Annotated in this window: 17 protein-coding genes and 1 tRNA gene; 8 read left to right on the plus strand and 10 right to left on the minus strand. The window is 67.0% G+C overall.

The window, feature by feature from the left end; translation table 11 throughout:
- Positions 1–54: 54 nt before the first annotated feature.
- The 5 genes from H0S73_RS02995 to H0S73_RS03015 form a co-directional block, all read right to left on the minus strand.
- Positions 55–801: an SDR family oxidoreductase gene (locus tag H0S73_RS02995; RefSeq protein ID WP_181050763.1), complete on the minus strand. Its 747-nt coding sequence runs from the start codon at positions 799–801 to the stop codon at positions 55–57.
- Between the two features lie 3 nt (positions 802–804).
- The gene (locus H0S73_RS03000; protein ID WP_181050764.1) at positions 805–2,085 is read right to left on the minus strand and encodes a beta-ketoacyl-ACP synthase; all 1,281 of its coding nucleotides are present in this window, start codon (positions 2,083–2,085) and stop codon (positions 805–807) included.
- Positions 2,086–2,095: 10 nt separating this feature from the next.
- A complete protein-coding gene (locus H0S73_RS03005; protein WP_181050765.1) occupies positions 2,096–3,220 on the minus strand; it encodes a beta-ketoacyl-ACP synthase in 1,125 nt (374 codons plus the stop codon).
- On the minus strand, positions 3,220–3,681 hold the full coding sequence (locus H0S73_RS03010; RefSeq protein WP_181050766.1) for a 3-hydroxyacyl-ACP dehydratase FabZ family protein: 462 nt from the start codon (positions 3,679–3,681) through the stop codon (positions 3,220–3,222). The genes H0S73_RS03005 and H0S73_RS03010 overlap by 1 nt, the downstream gene beginning before the upstream one ends.
- Before the next feature lie 135 nt (positions 3,682–3,816).
- Positions 3,817–4,098 carry an acyl carrier protein gene (locus H0S73_RS03015; protein ID WP_009490841.1) on the minus strand — a complete coding sequence of 94 codons (282 nt, stop codon included), beginning with the start codon at positions 4,096–4,098 and terminating at the stop codon, positions 3,817–3,819.
- Between the two features lie 310 nt (positions 4,099–4,408).
- On the opposite strand from H0S73_RS03015, the gene H0S73_RS03020 reads away from it, so the two are divergent.
- Positions 4,409–5,131 (plus strand): fused DSP-PTPase phosphatase/NAD kinase-like protein, encoded by a 723-nt coding sequence (locus H0S73_RS03020; protein WP_181050767.1) that lies wholly within the window; start codon positions 4,409–4,411, stop codon positions 5,129–5,131.
- 146 nt (positions 5,132–5,277) lie between these two features.
- On the opposite strand, the gene H0S73_RS03025 is transcribed toward H0S73_RS03020, so the two are convergent.
- The gene (locus tag H0S73_RS03025; RefSeq protein ID WP_181050768.1) at positions 5,278–7,059 is read right to left on the minus strand and encodes an ABC transporter ATP-binding protein; all 1,782 of its coding nucleotides are present in this window, start codon (positions 7,057–7,059) and stop codon (positions 5,278–5,280) included.
- Positions 7,060–7,250: 191 nt separating this feature from the next.
- Here H0S73_RS03025 and H0S73_RS03030 point away from each other — a divergent pair, with 191 nt between their 5' ends.
- On the plus strand, positions 7,251–7,877 hold the full coding sequence (locus H0S73_RS03030; RefSeq protein WP_181050769.1) for a LysE family translocator: 627 nt from the start codon (positions 7,251–7,253) through the stop codon (positions 7,875–7,877).
- A gap of 30 nt (positions 7,878–7,907) precedes the next feature.
- Here H0S73_RS03030 and H0S73_RS03035 read toward each other — a convergent pair whose 3' ends face one another.
- The 3 genes from H0S73_RS03035 to H0S73_RS03045 form a co-directional block, all read right to left on the minus strand.
- Positions 7,908–10,304, minus strand: a complete 2,397-nt coding sequence (locus tag H0S73_RS03035; protein WP_181050770.1) for a transketolase-like TK C-terminal-containing protein — start codon at positions 10,302–10,304, stop codon at positions 7,908–7,910.
- A 135-nt stretch (positions 10,305–10,439) separates the two neighbouring features.
- Complete coding sequence (locus tag H0S73_RS03040) at positions 10,440–11,582, minus strand: AAA family ATPase (protein ID WP_181050771.1); 1,143 nt, start codon at positions 11,580–11,582, stop codon at positions 10,440–10,442.
- Between the two features lie 153 nt (positions 11,583–11,735).
- Positions 11,736–11,810, minus strand: a tRNA-Gly gene (locus H0S73_RS03045).
- A gap of 147 nt (positions 11,811–11,957) precedes the next feature.
- Between H0S73_RS03045 and H0S73_RS03050 the strand changes: the two genes are divergently transcribed.
- Genes H0S73_RS03050 through H0S73_RS03065 form a run of 4 tightly spaced genes read left to right on the plus strand, consistent with a single transcriptional unit; the run spans position 11,958 to position 14,370 of the window.
- Entirely contained in the window at positions 11,958–12,485 is a 528-nt protein-coding gene (locus H0S73_RS03050; RefSeq protein ID WP_181050772.1) for a prolyl-tRNA synthetase associated domain-containing protein, read from the plus strand.
- Between the two features lie 52 nt (positions 12,486–12,537).
- On the plus strand, positions 12,538–13,437 hold the full coding sequence (gene trxA, locus H0S73_RS03055; protein ID WP_181050773.1) for a thioredoxin: 900 nt from the start codon (positions 12,538–12,540) through the stop codon (positions 13,435–13,437).
- A gap of 29 nt (positions 13,438–13,466) precedes the next feature.
- Positions 13,467–14,138 (plus strand): LON peptidase substrate-binding domain-containing protein, encoded by a 672-nt coding sequence (locus H0S73_RS03060; RefSeq protein ID WP_181050774.1) that lies wholly within the window; start codon positions 13,467–13,469, stop codon positions 14,136–14,138.
- Between the two features lie 10 nt (positions 14,139–14,148).
- Positions 14,149–14,370: a Trm112 family protein gene (locus H0S73_RS03065; protein WP_181050775.1), complete on the plus strand. Its 222-nt coding sequence runs from the start codon at positions 14,149–14,151 to the stop codon at positions 14,368–14,370.
- Positions 14,371–14,497: 127 nt separating this feature from the next.
- Here H0S73_RS03065 and H0S73_RS03070 read toward each other — a convergent pair whose 3' ends face one another.
- Positions 14,498–15,382 (minus strand): HpcH/HpaI aldolase/citrate lyase family protein, encoded by an 885-nt coding sequence (locus H0S73_RS03070; RefSeq protein ID WP_181050776.1) that lies wholly within the window; start codon positions 15,380–15,382, stop codon positions 14,498–14,500.
- A gap of 112 nt (positions 15,383–15,494) precedes the next feature.
- On the opposite strand from H0S73_RS03070, the gene H0S73_RS03075 reads away from it, so the two are divergent.
- On the plus strand, positions 15,495–16,244 hold the full coding sequence (locus tag H0S73_RS03075; RefSeq protein ID WP_181050777.1) for a DUF429 domain-containing protein: 750 nt from the start codon (positions 15,495–15,497) through the stop codon (positions 16,242–16,244).
- A 3-nt stretch (positions 16,245–16,247) separates the two neighbouring features.
- Positions 16,248–17,189 (plus strand): threonine/serine dehydratase, encoded by a 942-nt coding sequence (locus tag H0S73_RS03080; RefSeq protein ID WP_181050778.1) that lies wholly within the window; start codon positions 16,248–16,250, stop codon positions 17,187–17,189.
- Position 17,190: the final 1 nt, after the last annotated feature.

Genomic DNA, 17,190 nt, shown 5'->3' on the forward strand with positions numbered 1-17,190 from the left:
CTGACGATCCTTGATGTCGTGCCATTCCTAGCGGGCTGCAAGGGATGATGATCTTTACCGATGCACGCCGAGCATCGAGGTCAGGCCGCCGTCGATCGGCAGCACCGTGCCGGTGATGTAGGCGGCGGGCTCGGACATGAGGAAGGCGGCGAGGCCCGCGATCTCCTCGGGCTTGGCGAAGCGTCCGGCCGGGATCTGCTTTTCCATGTTCTCGCGATAGGCCGCGTAGGGCGCCATCATGTCCGTGTCGATGAAGCCGGGGGCGATCACGTTGACCGTGACGCCGCGCTTGGCGGTCTCGACGGACAGCGTGCGGCAATAGGAGATCAGCGCGCCCTTGGAGGCCGCGTAGGCGGCATTGCCGGGATTACCCTGAAGGGCCGCCACTGAGCCGATGGCCACGATACGGCCGGCCTTGGCGCGGATCATGCCGCGCATGAGGGCCTTGGCGATCCGGGTGAAGGACCAGAAGTTCACCTGCATGGCGGCTTCGGCCTTGTCCTGCTGCATCATGGCGGCAAGCGCGTCGTAGGGCTGGCCGGCATTGTGCACCAGGCCGAAGAGGCTCTCGCCCTCGACGGTCTCGCAGAAGGCCTCGAGAGCCGCCTTGTCGGCGAGATCGACCTCATGCGCCTGGATGCTCCGGCCCGGATGGGTCTGCATCAGCTCGCCGGCCAGGGCCTTCGCGGCATCACCCGAAGAGCGGTAGGTGAAATCCACATCGTGGCCGGCGGCGGCGAGCGCCCGCACGATGGCGGCACCGACACCCTTGCCGCCGCCCGTCACCAGAACCCGGGTCATGGTTCAAGCCCCTTTCGGCTCGGCCCCGAAGACGAGGCAGGTGTTCTGGCCGCCGAACCCGAAGGAGTTCGACAGCACGTAGTCGACCTTCGCGTCGCGGGCCACGTTCGGCACCACGTCGAGCGGGATCGCCGGATCGGGTACCTGATAGTTGATGGTCGGCGGAATGCGGCCCGTGGCCATGGTCAGGAGCGACATCACCGCCTCGACCGCGCCTGCGGCCGTGAGCGTGTGGCCGATCATCGACTTGTTCGAGGAGATCGGAAGGCCCGCCATGCGCTCGCCGAACACGGCGGTGCAGCTCATGGCCTCCATCTTGTCGTTCTCCGGCGTCGAGGTGCCATGGGCGTTGATGTAGTCGATGTCCTCAGGGGAAACGCCCGCGTCGTCCAGGGCCTGGCGGATCGCCGTGATGGCCGGCATGCCGTCCGGCGAGGACCGGGTGCGATGGAAGCCGTCGCCCTTCTCGCCGCAGCCGAGCACATAGCCCAGGATGGTGGCGCCGCGCGCCTTCGCGCTCTCCGCGTTTTCCAGCACGAGGGCGGCCCCGCCCTCGCCCATGACGAAACCGTCCCGGTTCTTGGAGAACGGCTTCGAGGCCGCTTCCGGGTTCTCGTTCTGGGTCGAGAGCGCCGAGAGCAGGGAGAAGCGGATGAGGGATTCCGGGTTCACGGATCCGTCCGTGCCGATGCACAGGGCCGCGTCGGCCTCGCCGCGGCGGATCGCCTCGACGCCGAGCTGGATCGCCGTGGCACCGGACGAGCAGGCGGTCGAGAGCGAGATCGGCGAACCCCGGGTGCCGAAGCGGTCGGCGACCCGATCGGCCACCGTGCCGAAGATGAAGAGGTCGTGCCAAGGCTTGAAGCGGCCGGACCCCGCGGCCTTCAGGAGGTCCTTGTAGGTGACGTCTCCATCCTGACCCGAGGCCTCGGCCAAGGCCATGCGCTGTGGCCATTCCATCTCGACCGGAGGCACCGCGATGAACAGCGCCCCGGGGAAATCCTCCCGGGCGAGGCCGGACTGGCCGACGGCTTCCTCGGCCGCCAGCATGGCGAGGCGCTCGGACAGCATGGGGGCGCAGAAGGGCTCCACGTCGACATGGTCGATGGTGCCTGCGATCGTGGTGCGCAGGCCGTCCGTCGGGAAGCGGTTGATGCGGTGAATGCCGGATTTGCCGGCCGTGAGAGCCGCCCAGGTGTCGTCCTTGCCCTGGCCGAGGGACGTGACCACGCCCATGCCGGTGACGGCGACGAGCGGACGGCCCTGTCTGTCGCGGAGTGCCATTGCCTTCTCCTCAAGCCTTGGTGAGCCGGACGGCGCCTTCGCCGCGCCAATGGCCGACGGAGGTCACGAGAGCCTCGCCGGCCTTGCCCTCCGCGATCAGCCCGGCGGCGAGCGCCACCCCGGTGGGAGCCTGCGCCTCGATGGTGTGGCCGACGAGGGCGCCGGTGGCCTGAACGGCCGCGCCGGGCGCGATGTCCTTCAGGGCCGCCTGCTCTTCTTCCGTGATGCCCTTGATGCCGGTGGCGCCGGACAGGACCACGTCGGGTTTGGCTCCGAGCTGCGTCGACAGGGCGTGGAGCGCCGACTCGACGCTGCCCGCCCGGCGGCGGGACCGGTCGGACGCCACGCCCGCCACGGCTGCGAGCGGCCTGGCGCCGCGCGCTTCCGCATGCTCGCGGGATTCGAGCACCAGGAAGCAGGCTCCGGAACCGAGGATCATGCCGCCGCCTTCGGCGGGACGCTCCCAGACGGACGCGTAGGGCTTCTTCCAGAGGAAGCCGCCCATCTCGTAGATCAGGAGCACATCGGCCCGCTCGGCATTGTAGGCGCCGCCGACGAGGAAGATGTCGTCCTGTCCCGAGGCGATCCGCTCTCGGGCGATACGCAGCGCGTCGACGCCGCTCGATTCCTCGCCCATGAAGGTGCGCGAGGCGCCCGTCACGCCGTGGACGATGGAAATGTTGCCGGCCAGGAGGTTGGACAGCTGGGCCAGGAACAGGGTTGGGCGCAGGTCGCCCATCAGGCGCTCGTTGAGGAAGACGCCCGGATCTTGAGCCTGCCGCAGTCCCGTGAGGATCTGCCCGTCGACCGCGTAATCCCGCTCGCCGCCGCCGGCGGAGACGATGAGCTGCATCCGGCCCTTCAGGGCCGCGTCGTCCTTCGCGCCGGCCGCGTCCAGGGCGAGGCCCGCCGCGTAACAGCCGAGCCTCTGCCAGGCCTCCATCTGCCGCTGGTCGGATTTCTTCGGGATCTGCCGGTCCCATTCCAGGGCCACGACCGGATGGACCGGAAAGGGCTCGAAGGTCTCGACATTCGTGTTCGGGGCGCCGCCGGCCGCGAGCGCCGCCAGATGCGCCTCCAGGCCCTCTCCGGCGCTGGACACGAGGCCTATTCCCGTGATGACCACATCCCGCATCAGACCGTCTCCTCCAGAAGGCCGATGCGGCGCGCCTGGGCGCGCATCTGGCCGTCCATGCCCTCGGGGAAAGGCATGATCCTGAACCGCAGCTCCGCATCGCAGATCGGCTTGCCCTCGGCCAGGATCTTGGCCTTGGTCACGGCATAGCCCGAACCCTCATGCTCCAGCTGGGCCTGGATCGTCAGCACCGTACCCGGTCCGACGAAGGTGCGAAAGCGGGCCTTGTCGACGGCCATGAGGAACGGCATGTGGGTGAAGCCCATGAGGCCGAGCACGAGATAACCGGAGGCCTGGGCCATGGTCTCGGTCAGGAGCACGCCGGGCACGAGCGGATGGCCGGGAAAATGCCCTTCGAAGACGGGGCTTTCCATAGGGACCGTGGAGGTCACCTCGATCCGCTTCGTCTCGCGGTCGAGGCCCGTTACCCGGTCGATCATTTCAAAATATTCGAGGCGCATCCCGATCCCGTACCATGTCGCTCCCGGCGGGTGAAACAGGAAAGGAATCCATGAGGCAGAGCCGCTGATGGATCGCCTCTTCGAGCCGGCCCTCAGGCCGGCCCGCCGGGATGGCTTGCTTGTCTTTCAGGCGTTTTACGCCTGCTTGGCGGCCACGAGGGCGTCGATGCGCGCCACGAGGTTCTTCAGGACGAAGTATTCCTCGGCCGGAGCCTTGCCCTCGTTCACTTCCTGCGTCCACTGCTCCAGCGGCAGCTTGATCCCGAAGGCCTTGTCGATGGCGAAGGCGATGTCGAGGAAGGCGAGGGAGTCGATGCCGAGGTCCTCGATGGCGTGGCTCTCGGGGGTAATCTGCTCGCGCGGGATATCGGCGGTCTCTGAAATGATGCCGGCGACGGTCTCGAAGGTGGACGACATGACGCCGCTCTCCTGAACTGCTTGTTGGTCTCAACGATCCAGCGCCGGCAAGCTTCTCTTAGCCCGGTGTCCAGCCGCTCTTTTCGTCAAGGAGGGTTGTTTCGAAACGCACCCCTTACACGACCGGCCGCAGACCGGCAACCGATTGGTTGCATTCCTCGACCTCCGGCCCGAGCCGGAGGCTTCCTTTCCGCCTGCGGCAACTACTTAAGGGCCATGCGATTGATTATTCGGCCCTCATCGCCGATAAGGGCCGCCTTCGGACGCAACCCGAATGATCTTACATTGACGACAGATTGCTTGGATCGACGTGTTCAACCGGTTCCTCAAGCCTGAAATCCGCTATGCCCGCCGCATGGCCCGCATCGCGCGCTGGGACCGGCCCGTCGAGGGCCTGGCCGGGCGCCTGCGCGCCTGGGCCCATATGCTCGTCGCCGATCACGGGGTTTTCCGCCTCCTCTACCTCAACAAGCACCGGGTGACCGACCGCCTGTGGCGCTCGGCCCAGCCCGCCCCGCATCAGATTGCCGCCCTCAAGGCGGAGGGCGTGCGCACGATCATCAACCTGCGCGGCGGCCGCGAGCACGGCTCCTGGCAGCTCCAGAAGGAGGCCTGCGAGCGGCTCGGCATCCATCTGGAAGAGTTCGTCGTCCGCTCCCGTGGGGCGCCGGACCGGGAAACCCTGCTGTCCGCCAAGGAATTCTTCGACAGGATCGAGTACCCGGCCGTCCTGCACTGCAAATCGGGCGCCGACCGGGCGGGCTTCGTCGCCGCCCTCTACCTCGTCGTCTACGAGGGCAAGTCCATCGACGAGGCCCAGCGCCAGCTCTCCATGCGCTTCGGCCATTTCCGCTTCTCGAAGACGGGCATTCTCGACGAATTCTTCGATCTCTATCGCCGCGAGGGCGAGGCGAAGGGCATTCCGTTCCTGACCTGGATCGAAACGCAATACGACGCCGAGACCCTGGAGCGGAACTTCCGCCCGAGCTTCTGGTCGAGCCTCCTCGTCGACAGGATCATGCGCCGGGAATAAGCGCCCGAAGGTCAGGCGCCGCGATCTCGTGGAACTCCCCCCGCCATCACCGGGCCCGTCCCGGTGATCTCGATCGGAAAAGCGCAGCCTTTCACACAATCGGGATAGCCGGCACGAGGGCGGCTATGACGTGGCGTGGGCAGGTCCTACGACACCGCCAGACTGGGCTCCTCGTCGTCGGAGAGCTGCAGGCGGTGGAGGCGGGCATAGGCGCCCTTCCTGGCGATCAGGGCCTCGTGCGAGCCGGTTTCGGCGATGCGTCCGCTTTCCATCACGACGATCTTCTCCGCGTTGCGCACGGTCGAGAGGCGGTGGGCGATGACCAGGGTGGTGCGGCCCTTCATGAGGCGCCGGATGGCGTCCTGGACCAGGCGCTCCGATTCGGAATCGAGGGCGCTCGTCGCCTCGTCGAGCAGCAGAATCGGAGCGTCCTTCAGGAACGCGCGGGCGAGCGAGATGCGCTGGCGCTCGCCGCCTGACAGGCGCCCGCCGCCGGGGCCGACCGAGGGATCGTATCCGTCCGGCTGCTTGAGGATGAATTCGTGGGCCGCGGCCGCCTTGGCGGCGGCAACGATCTCCTCCTCGGTCGCATCCGGCCGCCCGAAGGCGATGTTGGCCCGGATCGTATCGTCGAAGAGAATCACGTCCTGGCTCACCACCGCGACGGCACGGCGCAGGCTGGCCAGGGTCACGTCCCGCACGTCCTGCCCATCGATCAGGACGGCGCCCTGGTTGACGTCGTAGAGGCGCGGCACGAGGGACAGGAGGGTCGATTTGCCCGAGCCGGAGCGGCCCACCAGGGCGGTGGTCTGTCCGGCCTCGGCCACAAGGTCGACGTGGTCGAGCGCCACCGCCTCGCCGTCGTAGGAGAAGGTAAGGTTCGAGAAGCGGATCTCGCCGCCTTCGAGCACAAGCGGCCTGGCTCCGGGCCTGTCCTGGATTCGGGGCGTCTCGTCCATCACAGTGAAGGTCCGGTGGAGCGCCGCCGCCGCCTCCTGTACGATGGCGTTCAGGTTGCCGAGCGCCCGAATCGGCTGCGCGGCCATGACGAGGGCGCTGACGAAGCCGGTGAAATCGCCGACCGTGCTGTCGCCGGACATGATCCGGTGGCCGATCAGCATGAGCACGAGAGCGACGGCGACGCCGCCGCCGGTCTCGAGGATGGGATCCATCCGCCCGCGGGCATTGGCCGCCTTCATCTTGAGGTCGCGCACGTCGTCGAAGGTGCGGGCGGCCTTGGCCTTGAGATAGCGCTCGAGCCCATAGGTCTTGGCGATTCGCGTCCCGGCCAGACTCTCGGTGATGAGGCTCGCCATCATGCCCGTCTGTTCCTGGGTCGTGACGGCGACCCGGCGCAGCTTGCGGCCGATCTGGTTCACCGGATAGGCGAAGAAGGGTGCGATGACGGCCGCCACCAGGGTCAGGACCGGGTCGATCCAGAGCATTGCGGCAACGAGCGCGATGATCGTCGTGACCTCGCGCAGGAAAACCGTCGAGAGACGGGTGAGCGCCTCCCGGATGAAGGCGAAATCCGTGGTGAATCGCTGGGTCAGGGCCGCCGGGCTCTCGCGCCCGATCTGAGCGAGATCGGCCTCGATAAGATGGCCGTAGAGCGCCGTCTGCATGTCGGCCTCGATCCGCGTCACCACCTTGTTGGTGAGGATCGTCAGGGCGAGCAGCGAGAAACCCTTCACGGACGTGACGGCGATCACGAAGAGCGGCGCCAGCAGGATGGCCTGCGCATCCTTGGTTTCGAAGGCGTCGAAGGCCGCCTTGATCAGAACCGGGTAGAATCCCGTAGCGATCGACACCAGGGCCACCAGCAGGAGAACCAGGGTGAGGGTCTTCGCGTGCGGACGCATCCAGTCGCGCCACAGGCGGCTGATCAAGGGAAGGGTGTCGCCCCGAAGGAGGCTCTTGCGGGCCATGCTCTGCCTTAAGGAAGTTTCTTCTATCGGACGGCTCGCGGTTAGCACGCAAAGGCCCTGGGCGGCAAATTCCTCGCGGTCTGGCCATCGGCGGGCGCGGCCCTGTCGCGCGCGGCTAAAGGCTGCTCCTCCCTCTCGACAGGGCCGCCGATCCGTGGCTGCATGACGCAATCGTCGCACTGGATTCCGTCATGACATTCGAGACCTGGCTCGCCTTCACGGCCGCCTCCGCCGTGCTGCTCGTCATTCCCGGGCCGACCATCCTGCTGGTCGTGTCCTATGCCCTCGGGCAGGGCTGGCGCCCCGCCCTGCCTATGGCGGTCGGAGTCGCCCTGGGCGATTTCACCGCCATGACCCTGTCGCTCCTCGGCCTCGGCGCGCTGCTGGCCGCCTCGGCCACCCTGTTCACGGCCCTCAAATGGGCAGGCGCCGCCTATCTCGTGTGGCTCGGAATCAAGCTCTGGCGGGCCGGCGGAGCGCTCGACGCCAAGCCGCGTACCGATGCGACATCAGCGCTCAAGATGCTGGGTCATGCCTGGCTCGTCACGGCGCTCAACCCGAAGAGCCTGACCTTCTTCATCGCCTTCCTGCCGCAGTTCATCGATCCGAAACTCGCGCTTCTGCCCCAGGTCGTCGTTTTCGCCGCGACCTTCCTGATCCTCGCCTTCGCGAACGTGATCACCTACGCGCTCATCGCGTCGCGGGCGCGCAGCGTCGTGCAGAGCCCCCGGACCATGCGGGTGATCAACCGGACCGGCGGCAGCCTCCTGATCGGGGCCGGCGTCGCGACGGTGGCGTTGCGGGCCGGGCAGGGGTGAGCAGCGGTCAGGACTTCCGACCGCCTCGTTTCACACGGCCTTGAGGTGCCGAATCGGCCGGCCAGGGGCGATCATTTCGGCGGCCGCGATGATGCCCTGGGCGTCGATGCCGAAATGACGGTAGAGGTCCCTGATCGTGCCGGTCTGGCCGAAATGCTCGACACCGAGCGAGCGCGTGCGGTGGCCCATGACCGAGCCCATCCAGGCGAGCGTGGCCGGATGCCCGTCGATTACCGTCACCAGCCCGCAATGAGGCGGCACGTCGGCGAGCAGGCGCTCCACATGGGACCTCGCATGGACGAGCCCGCGCTCGCGGGCGCGCTGCGCGGCCGTCCAGCCGGCATTGAGCCGGTCGGCGGAGGTAATCGCGAGCAGGCCGATATCGCGCCGGTCCTCGGCCATGAGCCCCACGGCCTCGATGGCCTCCGGCGCGACCGCCCCCGTATAGGCGACCACCACCTGGGCGTTCGGCCCGGGCTTCCTGAGCCAATAGGCCCCGGCCATGACGTCTTCGGCCAGCTCGGCCGTCATCGCGCGCTGCGGCTGCTCGAGGCTGCGGGTCGACAGACGCAAGTAAACCGAGCCGCCGGTCTCGTCGCGCAGCCAGGTCGTCTCGTTCGGCTCCCCCTCGCCGTCGCGCTGCATGTAGTCGAAGGCCCAGCGCATGATCACGGCCAGCTCGTCGACGAAGGCCGGCTCGAAGGAGGCGAGCCCGTCCTGCGCCATGCCCACCAGCGGCGTGCCGATGGATTGATGCGCCCCGCCCTCCGGCGCCAGCGTCACGCCGGACGGCGTGGCGACGATCATGAAGCGGGCGTCCTGATAGCAGGCGTAGTTCAGGGCATCGGCGCCGCGGTAGATGAAGGGATCGTAGAGGGTGCCGATGGGCAGGATCCGCTCGCCGAAGAGCGAATGCGACAGCCCGAGCGCCGAGAGCACGATGAACAGGTTCATCTCGGCGATGCCGAGCTCGATATGCTGGCCCTTGGGTGAGAATTCCCAATTGTAGGTCGAGGGAATCCGCTCCTTCTTGAAGGTGTCGACCAGGCTTTCGCGGGCGAACAGGCCGCGCCGGTTCACCCAGGCGCCGAGATTGGTCGAGACCGTCACGTCCGGCGCCGTGGTGACGACGCGCGACGCCAGCGCGTGGTCGGAGCGGGCGAGCTCGTTGAGGATGAGCCCGAAGCCCTGCTGGGTCGACATGGCGGGATTGGCCGGGAAGGTCAGCGTCTCGGGGACCGGCACCTGCGGGGCGGTGTAGCGCCGCGTGCCCTTCTGGATGAACGGCACCTCGCTCAGGAAACGCTCGATCTCGGCCTGCGGAACCTCGAGTCCCTCGAACTTGTCCCATTCATGGCCCGGGCGGACCCCCTGGGTGGCGCGCCAGGCTTCCATCTGGGAGGGTGTCAGCATGCCGGAATGGTTGTCCTTGTGACCGGCGAGCGGCAGGCCAAAGCCCTTGATCGTATAGGCCAGGAAGCACACCGGTCGGTCGTGCTGCCGGGCTTTCTCGAAGGCGTCGAGCAGGCTCGGCAGGTCGTGCCCGCCGAGATTGGACATGAGCCGCGCCAGCTCCTCGCCCGAGCGATTCTCGATGAGGCGGGTGACCGGCCCCTGGTCGCCGAGATCGTCCAGAAGGCGCTTCCTCCAGGCTGCACCGCCTTGGTATGTCAGGGCCGAGTAGAGCTGGTTGGGGCAGGAATCGATCCAGGCCCGCAGGCGGTCGCCGCCGGGCTCCTTGAACGCCTCCTGCATCAGGGAGCCGTGCTTGAGGATCACCACGTCCCAGCCGAAATTGCGGAACAGGGCCTCGAAGCGCTCCCACAGGCCCTCGCGAATCACCGCGTCGAGGCTCTGGCGGTTGTAGTCGATGATCCACCACGTGTTACGGATGCCGTGCTTCCAGCCCTCCAGCAGGGCCTCGAAGATGTTGCCCTCGTCCATCTCGGCATCGCCCACGAGCGAGATCATGCGGCCCTCGGGCTTGTCCTCGGCCCAGCCATGGGCCTTCACGTAATCCTGCACCAAGCTGGCGAACAGCGTCTGGGCGACGCCCAAACCCACCGAACCGGTGGAGAAATCCACGTCGTCGATGTCCTTCGTGCGGGACGGATAGGATTGCGCGCCCTTGTAGCCCCGGAAGTTCTCCAGCTTCTCGCGGGTCTGGCGGCCGAAGAGATACTGGATCGCGTGGTAGATCGGGCTGGCATGGGGCTTCACCGCCACCCGGTCCTCGGGCTTCAGCACCGAAAAATAGAGGGCGGTCAGAATCGTCGAGAGGGAAGCGGAAGACGCCTGATGCCCGCCGATCTTCAGCCCGTCCGCGTTGGCGCGCAGGTGGTTGGCGTTGTGGATCGTCCAGGTCGAGAGCCAGAGCACCTTGCGCTCGAGGTCCTTCAAGATTTCAAGGTGCTTTGCATCAGCCATCGTGTTCTCCCAGGTTAAGTCGGATGCTGCATCCCCGCCCCAAGGCAGAAGTAGAACGGCATCAGGCTTCACTCGTGTTCAATCGTTATCAGAGGGGCTGCGCGACCGCTATTGAGACGGAAGACGCATGGCCCCTCAGGGCTCCTCGTCCTCATCCGCAAAGTCGCCGCCGAGCCGGAGTCCCTCGATCCAGGTTTCGCCCTTCCGCTTGATCACCCGCCGCGGAGGAACTCCGCCATAGCGTGAGATGGCATCGGCCAAAGGTTCGGAATGCGTCACGAGCCAGACCTGTGTGCGCTTCGACGCCGCGACGATCATGCGCGCGAGCGGCTCCAGCAGATCGGGATGCAGGCTCGTCTCTGGCTCGTTCAAGGCAATGAAGGGCGGGAGCCGATAAGATAGGAGAGCTCCCGCCAGCGCCAGGAAATGCAGCGTGCCGTCCGACAATTCGGAGGCCTGGAAGACGCGCTTCGGATATTCAGGAAAGATCACGCCAAAAGTGGCGAAGCGGTCAGGTTCAGGGATGACGAGACGCGCCCCGGGAAAGGCATCGTCGAAGGCCTGATCGAGATCGATGGTGTCCTGGCGGATATGGGCCAAGGTCGCGAAGACCGCCGCGAGATTCGCGCCGTCGGAGGCCAAAGTCGGGGATGTCACGGCCAGGGCGGGCCTTCGCAGGGGTGAGGCCGCGTCCGTGCGGAATCCATGGAAGAACCGCCACTCCAGCATCGTCCTGCGGGCAAGATGCAGATCGGGGAAGGCTGCTGCATCCTGAAGCGAGCCGAGCGCCGTTTCGGAGGGAAGGATCTCGGAACCCAACGGCCGCTTCATGCCGGCCTCGTCGAGGCAATGCCCTCTGGGACCGCGGCGTTCGAGCAGGGTTCTCGAACGGCCTCGTGCCTCATGGGTGAGGGTCTCCGCCTTGATCTGCGGTTCAAGGGCGAAGCCCGCGCCCAGGAGCTCGACCAATCCGGTCTCGACCCCATATTCCAGATCGTAATCGTCGCCTTCGCCCCTCAGGCTCACGCCGAGCCTGACGCGTACCGGGTCCCTGGCGCTCCTCGTGCCTGCCCAATAAACCGAATCGAACCCGCCTTCCGCTGCGAGATCCCGCGTGAGCGTGCCGGCGGCGGCCGATTGCAGGAGCTGCAACGCGCGGTAAAGGTTCGTCTTGCCCGTCCCGTTCGCGCCGACGAAGACGGACAGCGGCTCAACCGGAAAGCGGATGAGCCGGAGCGAGCGGTACCCGGCGGCAAAGACGTCTTGAATCGCAAGCATGAGGCTTAAGGGACGGAAGGAACAGGCAAGGTGAAGCGCCATCTTGGGCCGCGTCCCGAAGAGATGCAACCTTGTTCAAAGGCATCGCCACCGCCAAAACGAAAAGCCCGCCTTGCGGCGGGCCTTCGTGTCACTCTCATTTCTGAGAGAAATTGGAGCGGGCGAAGGGATTCGAACCCTCGACCCCAACCTTGGCAAGGTTGTGCTCTACCCCTGAGCTACACCCGCGCTCCGCGATGCCGTGGCATCGTTGCGAGGCCCGTGATGTGCCCCAAAACGTGGCGTATTGCAAGAGGGGTAGGCCGATCTTTTCGCGGCAGCCCTTGAGCCTGCTTCATCGGGTCGCTAGAACCCCGGCAGGTTTGGAGGATCGCCTTGGCCCATCTCTCTCCCCGGGAACTCCTGGATCGCCTGTCCTCGCTCGGCATCGCGGCCGAGACGGTGGAGCACGAGCCCGTCTTCACGGTGGCCGAATCGGCATCCGTCAAGGAGCGGATCCCGGGTGCCCATTCCAAGAACCTGTTCGTGAAGGATAAGAAGGGCCGCTTCTTCCTGATTTCCGCCAAGCACGACACGGCCATCGACCTCAAGCGCACCCATGAGGCCATCGGGGCCTCCGGCCGCCTCTCCTTCGGCTCGGCCGAGCAGCTGCGCGCCCTTTTGGGTGTCGAGCCCGGCTCGGTCACGGCCTTCGCGGTCGTGAACGATACGGAAGGCAAGGTCACGATGGTGCTCGATGCCAACCTCATGGACCATGAGCGGGTGAACTTTCACCCCCTGGTCAATTCCATGACCACCGGAGTCTCGCGGGAGGATCTGGTGACCTTCCTGCGGGCCACGGGGCACGATCCGCTGATCCTGCGCCTGCCGGAACCGCCGGCGGAATTGCCAGACGAGACTTAAGCTCCCATGTAAGGAGCGGCCCTGTTCACGACTCTCACCTTTCGAGGATCGCATGTTGTCCGATACCCCTGTTCCCTCCTCCGACGACCTCGTGAAGGACACCACCACGGCGAATTTCCGCCAGGATGTGCTGGCCGAGTCCATGCAGCAGCCGGTGCTGGTCGATTTCTGGGCCCCCTGGTGCGGCCCCTGCAAGCAGCTCACCCCCATCCTCGAAAAGGCCGTGCGGGCAGCAGGCGGCAAGGTGAAGCTCGTCAAGATGAATATCGACGAGCATCCGCAGATCGCCGGCCAGCTCGGAGTGCAGTCGATCCCGGCCGTCTTCGCCTTCCAGCGCGGCCAGCCGGTGGACGGCTTCATGGGCGCTCTGCCCGAGAGCCAGATCAAGAGCTTCATCGAGCGTCTCGTCGGACCGCTCGGGCCCGGCGCGGCCGAGGAGATCCTGGGCGAGGCCGACCGTTTGGCGGCCGAGGGCGATATCGGCGGGGCGGCCGAGCTCTATTCCGCCGTGCTGGCCCAGGACCCGGAAAACGTCGCGGCGCTTGCCGCTCTCGTGAAGCTGCATGTGGAGGTGAGCGACCTGGAAGGCGCCAAGCGCTTTCTCGCGATGGCGCCGGCGGCGAAAGCCAACGATCCGGCCCTGGCCGGCGCGCGGGCGGCCATCGAGCTCGCCGAGCAGGCAGGCTCCCTCGGCGACCTCGCGGATCTCCAGCGCAAGGTCGAGGCCGACCCGATGGACCATCAGGCCCGCTTCGATCTGGCCGTGGGCCTGAACGCCCTCGGGCGGCGCGAAGAAGCTGCCAACCACCTCCTTGAAATCGTCCGCCGCGACCGCAATTGGAACGATGACGGCGCACGCAAGCAGCTCGTCCAGTTCTTCGAGGCCTGGGGCCCGATGGACGCGATGACGCTGGCAGGGCGGCGGAGGCTCTCCTCGCTCCTGTTCTCTTGATGCGATCCGACAGGTTTTAGGAGATCGGGATGGGAATGAACGCGGTATACCGAGGGCCGGAGGATTGCCCGTCGGTCATTCCCGTCTTTCCGCTTCCCGGCGCCCTTCTCCTGCCGCGCGGGCAGATGCCGCTCAACATCTTCGAGCCGCGTTACCTCGCGATGGTCGACGAGGCGCTGAAGACCGACCGCGTCATCGGCATGGTGCAGCCCGATGCGGACAACGACCCGCAGGCGAGCGTGCCGAAACTCTACCGTGTCGGCTGCGCCGGCCGCATCACGCAGCTCGCCGAGACCGGCGACGGACGGTATCTCATCACGCTCATCGGCATCGCGCGTTTCCGCATCGAGGAGGAGCTGCCGCTGATGAACCTGTTCCGCCGGTGCCGGGTGACGTTCGAGCCTTTCGCCAGCGATTTCACCGCCCGCTCCGGCGAGAACGACGTGGACCGGGCGGGTGTGGTCAAGGCCCTGCGCGACTTCGTCAACGCGGTGCATGTGAAGGTCGACTGGCGCGGCATCGAGGAAGCTCCCAACGAGGCCCTCGTGAACGCCCTGTGCATGATGAGCCCGTTCGGCGTGCGTGAGAAACAGGCGCTGCTCGAAGCCCCCGACCTGAAGAGCCGGGCGGAGGTGCTCATCGCCCTGACCGAGATCGAGCTCGCCCGCGGCGGCGCCGGCACCGACTCGACCCTGCAATAGGAAGACCCCGATGGTTCCGGATTCCTCTCAGCCCGAAACGTCCCAACCCGTGGAGGCGACGCGGATCGATCCCAAGCTCCTGGAGCTTCTCGTCTGCCCGCTCACCAAGGAAACCCTCGAATACGACGCCGCCCGCCAGGAGCTGATCAGCCGCCGCGCCAGGCTCGCCTACCCGATCCGCGACGGCATCCCGATCATGCTGCCGGAAGAGGCGCGGCAATTGGCGGACTGAGCGAGGCGCTCCGCTGTCATCTCCGGCGGTCCGCAGGACCGGGAAGGGGATCCATGGCGTTGGGCCTGATCGTGGATTCCCCTCCGCTGCGCTTCGGCCGGGAATGACACCGGGGAGGCGACGACACTTACGTAGTTTGCTTCGATATCGCATCCGCCAGCGCCAATGTCCGCCTCGCCATCTCGGCATGAAGCCGCTCGACCATGCGGCCGTTGAGGCTGATGGCGCCCTTGGCCCTGTTCTCCGGCTGCTCGAAGGCTGCGGCGATCGTCCGCGCGCTCTCGATCTCATGTTCCGACGGCGCGAAGATCGCATTGGCTGTGCCGATCTGGTCCGGATGAATCACGGTCTTGCCGTCGAAGCCGCAATCGCGGCCCTGTTCGCATTCGGCGCGAAATCCGCTTTCATCGGACAGGGTGTTGTAGACCCCGTCGAGAATGTCGACGCCATGCGCCCGCGCGGCGGCGAGCGCCGTCATCAGCCAGGGCAGCATCGCGGCGCGCCCGGGCAGCAGGCGGCTGCGGGCGTCCTTGGCGAGATCGTTGGTGCCCATGACGAAGCAGGACAGGCGCGTGTCGACGTCGTGCGCCGCGCTCGCGATGGATTCCGCCCGGAGAATGGCAAGTGGCGTCTCGATCATGGCCCAGATCCGGGTGCGCTCCGCAGCGCCGAGCTTGCGCAGGCGCAGCCCCACCGCCGCGAGCGTTTCGGCCGAGGACACCTTCGGCACGAGGATCGCGTCGGGCGCGGCCGAGACGGCGGCCGCGAGATCGGCCTCTCCCCAGGGCGTCTCGAGGGCATTGATGCGAATCACCACTTCCCGCCGGCCATAACCTCCGGCCTGAACGGCCGCGCAGACATGCTCGCGCGCCTGCGCCTTCAAGTCGGGCGCGACCGCGTCCTCCAGGTCGAAGATCACCACGTCGGCTGCCAGCGTCTTCGCCTTCTCGATGGCGCGGGCATTGGATCCGGGCATGTAGAGGGCGCTGCGGCGCGGGCGAATCGGGATCATGGCTTGCTCCTCCTGCGGCCCATCGGTTTTAGGGGCGCTGCCTTGGGAAGAACAGGGGCATTCCCGGTCCGGGAGCAACGCTCTACAGATGAGGCCGAGGAGGCGACGAGCCATGTGGGTTGCGGGAATCGATGGCTGCCGAGCCGGGTGGATCGCGGTTCTGATGCGAGTGGACGATCCGGGCATCCACCGAATCGTGACGGCACCGACCTTCGAGGCCATCGCCGATGCGCCGGAGCGGCCCGCAATCATCGCCGTGGACATGCCTGTCGGCCTGCCGGACCGGACGGAAGGATCGGGCCGCCTGCCGGAGCGGCTGATTCGCCCCCTGCTCGGCGAGCGGCAATCCTCCGTCTTCGCCATTCCCTCGCGCCGCGCCGTGGAAACAACCGATTACGGAGAGGCCTGCGGGGTAGCCGCCGCCACCTCCGATCCGCCGCGAAAGGTGTCGCGGCAAGGCTTTGCCCTCTTCCAGAAGATTCGCGAGATCGATGCGCTGCTGCGGGCCCGGCCTGATCTGGTCTCCCGCGTCCATGAGGTCCATCCCGAACTCGCCTTCTGGGCGCTGAACGGTGGACGGGCGCTCGACCGGCCTAAGAAGGTGAAGGGGACGCCCTACGGGCCCGGCATGGCGCTTCGCAGCGACCTGCTGAGGCGATCCGGGCTTTGTCCCGGCAGCCTGATCGATGCGCCGCCGCCGCGTGGCGCCGCCCAGGACGACCTGCTCGATGCGCTTGCGGGGTTGACCGTGGCGCTGGATCTCGCGAGAGGTGGAGGACTGTCTTTTCCCGATCCGCCCGGCCGTGATGCGCACGGCCTGCCGGTCGCCATCTGGACGCTCCGCGAGCAGCCACAAGGTTGAGCCATGCCCATCACCCGCGCCGAGATCGAAGCGGCCCATGCCCGCATCGCCCCTCATATCCGCCGGACGCCCGTCCTGAACATGGCACACGCCTTCGGCCATGACGGGTCGGTGAGCCTGAAGCTCGAATTCCTGCAGCACGCGGGCTCGTTCAAGACCCGTGGCGCCTTCAACACCCTGCTGTCCAAGGACGTCCCCGCAGTGGGCGTCGCGGCCGCGTCCGGCGGCAATCACGGGGCGGCCGTGGCCTATGCGGCGAAGCAGCTGGGCGTGAAGGCACGCATCTTCGTGCCGGAGATCTCGAGCCCGGCCAAGATCGCCGTCATCCGCTCGCACGGAGCCGAGGTGGTGATCGGCGGCGCGCGCTATGCGGATGCTCAAGCCGCCTGCGATCTCTACGTGGAGGAGAGCGGGGCCCTGCGCGTCCATCCCTTCGGGGCCGAGAGCACCATGATCGGCCAGGGCACGGCCGCCCTCGAATGGGAGCAGGATGCGCCTGGCCTCGACACGGTCCTCGTGGCGGTCGGCGGCGGCGGTCTCATCAGCGGCGTGGCGAGCTGGTGGGCCGGGCGCGTGAAGGTGGTGGGCGTGGAGCCGGAAGGATCGCGCGCGCTCCATGCCTCGCTCGAAGCCGGACGGCCCGTCGACGTGGACGTGGATTCGGTCGCGGCCGATTCGCTCGGCGCGAAGAACACCGGCGATCTGGTCTATTCCATCTGCCGGGATACGGTGGATCACGTGGCGCTCGTCACGGACGCAGCGATCCGCGATGCGCAACGGATGCTGTGGCGCGATTATCGCATCGCATCCGAGCCCGGCGGCGCGGCCGCACTGGCGGCTCTCGTTTCGGGCGCCTATAAACCCCGCTCGGGCGAGCGCGTCGGCGTGCTTCTCTGCGGCGCCAATGTCGAGCTCGCCAAACTGGCCGAGATTACCCATCCTTGAA

This window comes from Microvirga mediterraneensis (genome assembly GCF_013520865.1).
GTDB lineage: Bacteria > Pseudomonadota > Alphaproteobacteria > Rhizobiales > Beijerinckiaceae > Microvirga > Microvirga mediterraneensis.

Excerpts from the sequence above, each read along its gene's own strand:
- H0S73_RS03040 (WP_181050771.1), bottom strand. The coding sequence starts at position 11,582 with ATGCTTGCGATTCAAGACGTCTTTGCCGCCGGGTACCGCTCGCTCCGG.
- H0S73_RS03060 (WP_181050774.1), top strand. The coding sequence starts at position 13,467 with ATGGGAATGAACGCGGTATACCGAGGGCCGGAGGATTGCCCGTCGGTC.
- H0S73_RS03015 (WP_009490841.1), bottom strand. The coding sequence starts at position 4,098 with ATGTCGTCCACCTTCGAGACCGTCGCCGGCATCATTTCAGAGACCGCC.
- H0S73_RS03080 (WP_181050778.1), top strand. The coding sequence starts at position 16,248 with ATGCCCATCACCCGCGCCGAGATCGAAGCGGCCCATGCCCGCATCGCC.
- H0S73_RS02995 (WP_181050763.1), bottom strand. The coding sequence starts at position 801 with ATGACCCGGGTTCTGGTGACGGGCGGCGGCAAGGGTGTCGGTGCCGCC.
- H0S73_RS03075 (WP_181050777.1), top strand. The coding sequence starts at position 15,495 with ATGTGGGTTGCGGGAATCGATGGCTGCCGAGCCGGGTGGATCGCGGTT.
- H0S73_RS03035 (WP_181050770.1), bottom strand. The coding sequence starts at position 10,304 with ATGGCTGATGCAAAGCACCTTGAAATCTTGAAGGACCTCGAGCGCAAG.
- H0S73_RS03065 (WP_181050775.1), top strand. The coding sequence starts at position 14,149 with ATGGTTCCGGATTCCTCTCAGCCCGAAACGTCCCAACCCGTGGAGGCG.
- H0S73_RS03010 (WP_181050766.1), bottom strand. The coding sequence starts at position 3,681 with ATGCGCCTCGAATATTTTGAAATGATCGACCGGGTAACGGGCCTCGAC.
- H0S73_RS03030 (WP_181050769.1), top strand. The coding sequence starts at position 7,251 with ATGACATTCGAGACCTGGCTCGCCTTCACGGCCGCCTCCGCCGTGCTG.
- H0S73_RS03070 (WP_181050776.1), bottom strand. The coding sequence starts at position 15,382 with ATGATCCCGATTCGCCCGCGCCGCAGCGCCCTCTACATGCCCGGATCC.
- H0S73_RS03005 (WP_181050765.1), bottom strand. The coding sequence starts at position 3,220 with ATGCGGGATGTGGTCATCACGGGAATAGGCCTCGTGTCCAGCGCCGGA.
- H0S73_RS03000 (WP_181050764.1), bottom strand. The coding sequence starts at position 2,085 with ATGGCACTCCGCGACAGACAGGGCCGTCCGCTCGTCGCCGTCACCGGC.
- trxA (WP_181050773.1), top strand. The coding sequence starts at position 12,538 with ATGTTGTCCGATACCCCTGTTCCCTCCTCCGACGACCTCGTGAAGGAC.
- H0S73_RS03025 (WP_181050768.1), bottom strand. The coding sequence starts at position 7,059 with ATGGCCCGCAAGAGCCTCCTTCGGGGCGACACCCTTCCCTTGATCAGC.